1 protein-coding gene is annotated in these 633 nt (G+C 45.5%); it reads right to left on the reverse strand.

All coding sequences use genetic code 11. The features are described from left to right. On the reverse strand, positions 1-608 hold a 608-nt coding region (locus ACS8FC_RS18610), incomplete at its 3' end, for a DJ-1/PfpI family protein (protein WP_439297882.1). Between the last annotated feature and the right edge of the window lie 25 nt (positions 609-633).

The raw sequence follows: 633 nt of genomic DNA on the forward strand, positions 1-633 counted from the left end.
GTGCTACCGGTGGCCAGTTTATTGCTAATTGTGACGCCCAAGTCTTCAAGCTTTTCACCAAAGTACCATGGCATCGTACCAGGCAGATAGCCAATTTTTGGCATTTGCTTATCCATACCAGTGGGGAATGCTACCATCTCATAACCTTTAAAGATAAAGTCGCGCTCGGACTTATCATCCGCTGCATCAGGACCATCTAGGTTAGCGGACAATAAAGCGGCAGGTCCATGGCAAATCGCCAAGGTAAACAAGTCATTTTCATGGCCCCAGCGTAGCAATTCGCCAAGGTTTTTGTCGTCAGGCAAGCCTAGCATCGCGCCATGACCACCTGGAATAAAAATCGCTGCATAGTCGTCGCTATTGGCCATGTCATTTTTGACAAAGTCAGCGATACTTTTCGGACTCTCAAGCTTTGGCTGATATTCAGCGTATATTTGTTTAACATCGTCATCGTCTTCTGGCATCGCCCATTGTTCAACTTTGACAGACGCTCCTGTTGGCGTAAAGATATCCGTGTCAAAACCCGCTTTTTTAAAATGCAATAAAGGCACCATCATCTCAACAGGATGATTGCCGGTATCAAACTTTTTACCATTTTCCATAGTCATGTATTGCTGCTCGCTACAGACCATG

Source organism: Psychrobacter sp. 1Y4 (assembly GCF_051847555.1).